General features: G+C 39.1%; 3 protein-coding genes. All 3 read right to left on the minus strand.

Features of this window, described 5'->3' with window-relative positions:
- Window positions 1–87: 87 nt before the first annotated feature.
- From ABWO41_RS16075 to ABWO41_RS16085, 3 genes are read right to left on the minus strand one after another with little or no spacing between them, the layout of a single operon-like run.
- On the minus strand, window positions 88–222 hold the full coding sequence (locus ABWO41_RS16075) for a hypothetical protein (RefSeq protein ID WP_353140223.1): 135 nt from the start codon (window positions 220–222) through the stop codon (window positions 88–90).
- Between the two features lie 14 nt (window positions 223–236).
- A complete protein-coding gene (gene cslA / locus ABWO41_RS16080) occupies window positions 237–2,348 on the minus strand; it encodes a chondroitinase-AC (protein WP_353140225.1) in 2,112 nt (703 codons plus the stop codon).
- 6 nt (window positions 2,349–2,354) lie between these two features.
- On the minus strand, window positions 2,355–3,899 hold the full coding sequence (locus ABWO41_RS16085) for a chondroitinase-B domain-containing protein (protein WP_353140227.1): 1,545 nt from the start codon (window positions 3,897–3,899) through the stop codon (window positions 2,355–2,357).
- Window positions 3,900–4,111: the final 212 nt, after the last annotated feature.

Here is a 4,111-nt window from a genome sequence, read left to right on the forward strand (position 1 = left end):
TGCCATCATAATTGTTGAGAGAATTATAAAAGATTTCGAGTCCCCCCCAATCTGTCCAATCTGTCCGTAGAGTTAAGCGTAGTGTCTCTACGGATACATCAATAGAATGGAGTTTATAAACTCCAATACATAAAGAAAGAAACGACGTCCAAACGGCGGATGAGGGCCAATACTCAACAAACAAAAAAGCGCATTAGGATACCATCCTAATGCGCCCCACATACACATTATAAAAACTACAAACTCACTTTTTCTGTTTTTGTAGAGCCTTTATACGGACCAACAGGAAGAGCTATGCTTAAGTCTTTCTGCACTCCCGATTTTGTATTTTTTAGGCTTACCTTTAAAGCAGTTTCTTTCTGCAAAGGGTCTGCAACCAGTACTTCTTTTTCGCTGCCTTTCAAAGTTTTCAGCATTAATACCGTTGGTTTATCAACAGAAATATCAATACCATTTACAGTAGCAGTGCCCGCAGTATAAAATACTACCTGTACCAGATTCAATTTTTTATGGTAAACAGCCTGTACATCCTTATCATTCCTTACAATTTCAATAGGATTATTATATTTTTTCAATGTCTCGGCATCTTTCAAGCCTGGGATAACGATATAAGCATAATCTGCTCCCTGAGGTTGCTTGCCATGATCTAACCACGATTTAAATACAGAACCCGAAACCTCTTCTTTGCCAAAAGAGTTATTGATTTTATACCATGATCCTGTTTGTACCTGCGTACTCACATTCACTTTAGCTGCATTAGGGAACAGATAAGCGACACCATCATGAAACAGCCAGCTATTAGCGGTAAAATTCATATTTTCCAAAGCTCCTTCTTTTACATCTGCAACAGAAGAAGAAACTTTACCTTTTAACCAGGCCTGATTAAGTGCAGTAGTCACATTTCTATCTCCCGAAGAACGAATATCTGCCCCAAGGCAAACAATCTCATCGTCAAAAAAGAACCACGATTTCTTAGCGGAAACGCCATCGTATTCCAGTTGGTAGGCTGTGGCTCCATATACTTTATCAGAAACACCGCCTGCAAAAGCATTATCTCCCAGATGTCCCCAAAATTTATCCAGCAGTAGATCTTCTGTATTATCGACACTGGTTGTACCCGGAATTTTATCCCATTCCCAAATAGGCATAATATTAAAATATTCCGGTCCGCTAACCTGAATATTGGTTGCCCCGTCAGACAGGTAACGTCCATAAAGATTCTCTTTATTTCCTGCCTCGCTTCTGTTGGTTCTGTTACTTGCAATTCTGACGTTGAAAGAATAATTCGGACGCACATGCAACGTATAATCTGCTTTCCAGAAATGCTGATGATAAGGGGTAACCTTATAATCTGGCGCCTCGGCACTGTCTACCCTTAAACGGATATTTTCCCAGTCCTCTGCATTTTTAGCATCTATCAGCTTGGCATTGTTTATTCTGTATTTCTCTGATTTCTTTATTAAAATATCCTTTCTGCTTATTCCCCTGCCCTCAACATTAAAATCGATGTATTTAGAACGGAATGTTTTCAGATAAACATTTCTGTAAAATGCAGAGAAAAGATCCAGCTTTTCTTTGCTCATGGCAAAAGGTGTACCTGCCACATACTTAGACACCTTTACAATACCAGTTAAATATACCGCACCATAACCGGAAATATATAATTGCGGACCATGCTGCAAATAAGAATAGTCGTACTGAAGGCCTTCTGCACCATCTACCAACGCTACCGGTTCAAACAGCTGATCCAGCGAAAGCTTCAATAAATCTTTGTCCTCTGTAAGCAGTGCCCTGTATAAATAATGTAATGCAATATCCGTTTTATTGGCTCCGGTTTTTGCTTCTGCCGAACCGCGTTTCATACGCTCTACCAGTTTAGACTCCAAAGCTTTTGGCAATTTTTGGGTACCGTATCTTAAGGAGATTAAAAGCTCGCCTATTTTTTGTGGTACATCAATCTCGTTATGCCACCAGTTATCACTTTTAGGATCCTGATTGTACCAGTATTCCAAAGCATGCTGTATTTTAGCAAAGATTTGCGGATTTCCGTAGAAAGTGCTGATTTTGTCTGTATATGCATTAATTATAGTCTTTAACCGGTCTAAATGCTCAGATGGCTGCCACTTGGTTATGTCTTTTGCCTGATAATTGATATCGCTCCAACTGCCATCTTCTTTCCACTTTCCGAATAATTTAATGGACGGAGCATCTGCCTGTTTAGGTTTGTTAACAGCATTATCTTCAAAAACTCGGCTCATAATAGTTTCAAATGGCTGTTTCTGTGCTTTTAGGACAGCTGGCAGCAAAACCATTAACATGAGGTTTAATAAAACAATTCGCTTAATCATGTCTATCTATTTTTTAGTTTCTTTTTCTCTAGCTATAACTTGCTGGAACTTTTCTTTGGTTTGCTGGTCTAACACACCATTTTTTGCATAAGAGCCAGGTATTTCTGCTAACCAGGATGGACGTACATTATCCCACGTCAATGGTTTGCCTTTAATGCCTTGGTTAATAGTTTCCTGAATGGCTATAGCTATGCCTTCTATATTTTTTATATTGTTTACCTGTGTCAGTTTATATCCCTCATAATCTTGTGGAAGATAACTGGTCTTATCTGTCTTGAGTTCCTGAAATAAATCTGGATTTGAACTGCTTATTCCTGAACTGAAATTGTTCTGGAAATAAATCTTGTGCAGACTACCTAAAAAAACTTCATGCTTTTCCTGTTTTCGGGAAACAAATAAATTGCCTTTTACAGATATATTATAAGGCAGTTTAAATTCTAGTCCGCTTTCTTTTGCAAACTCTTTGCGCCTCTCCAGCAAGGGCTGGAAATTGATATCGTAACCACTATTGTTATCAAAAAAATTATTAACGATTAATGAATTGAAAGCCAGCGCATGTTCTGATGCCTCTGGACCGGGGTTAAGATACAAAGCCGCATTGCCTCTTGCCTTAATGGTCTTTTTAAGATTGAAATAATTGTTGGCTATAATATGCTGACTGCCCCACACAAACATACCGCCATAGCCATATTTATCGTCAGAACTGATGAAGAAATTATTTAATGCCAATTGCTTGTCGACATGTCTGAAATTTATTGTGACCTGACAGTTCAGAAAAGTATTGCCATAATATATATTTTCCTGCGATTTACTGGTTACGATTTCTGCTTCCGAATCTTGTCTTACAAATAGGTTGGAGTCTACCAGACAGCGGCCAATATCGTTCCTGTAATAACCAATTCGGATACCTCCGCCAGCATTACCCGGCTTTTGAGGGTTTGAAAAAAAGCAATGATCTATACGATGGTACATGGCTTCACCTAAAACCTTGCTTTCTTTATCGGCTCGGGGACGATTGTTAAGATTAATGACCTGATCGAAAGTGATTTTATCTGTAAATACACAATGGTCTATCCGGCAGTATTTTGGGACTTTCCCGTTTTCCGGAATGGAGATTGTAATATAAGCGGAGTTGGCTTGGTCAAAAGCATTAAAAACACAGCCTGTTACCCGGTTATAGCTTCCGTAAATAGCAACCAGGCCCGGCCCATGCGAACTCCATTTGGTAATATCACGGTTTCCATCTTTGAAATAAATATCTTTCAAAACTAAATGTTCGCCTCTTAGCTCTACCTTAATATCTCCGGTAAAGAAAACCTTTCCACCGTTTTTCGCTGCGATCACAATAGGCTTTTCCAGTGTTCCCGAATTGCGAACTATTAGCTGTAAGTCTTTATAAATACCGTCTTTTAGAAAGAGCGTATCGCCCGGTTTCAATTGCCCCAGGTTCTGGTAAATTTCCTTATTAGAACCAACCAGTATAGGCTTCGCCCAAAGCGATATAGCAAAGCAAAGCAATGTAAAACCTAAAACTAATACCTTTTTATTCATAGTGTGATACTAACAAATAATGTTTATTCAAATGGTTCCCCCATTTTAAGCTGTCTAAAACTATTGTCAGCTTGTTTGGTCTTCATCCCCAATCGTATCGCGTTAATTAACGCAAAAGCCATTCACAACTCGTCATGCTGAGTGTAACGAAGCCTGCCTCGCCGGTCAGGCAGGCATCCCATCATAAAAATGATACACCCTACATGTGGGAT

Origin of the sequence: Pseudopedobacter sp., from assembly GCF_040392825.1 — a bacterium.
GTDB lineage: Bacteria > Bacteroidota > Bacteroidia > Sphingobacteriales > Sphingobacteriaceae > Pseudopedobacter.

What these genes read in the sequence shown, in the direction of transcription:
- ABWO41_RS16085 (WP_353140227.1), bottom strand. Translation starts at nt 3,899, where the DNA reads ATGAATAAAAAGGTATTAGTTTTAGGTTTTACATTGCTTTGCTTTGCT.
- cslA (WP_353140225.1), bottom strand. Translation starts at nt 2,348, where the DNA reads ATGATTAAGCGAATTGTTTTATTAAACCTCATGTTAATGGTTTTGCTG.
- ABWO41_RS16075 (WP_353140223.1), bottom strand. Translation starts at nt 222, where the DNA reads ATGTGGGGCGCATTAGGATGGTATCCTAATGCGCTTTTTTGTTTGTTG.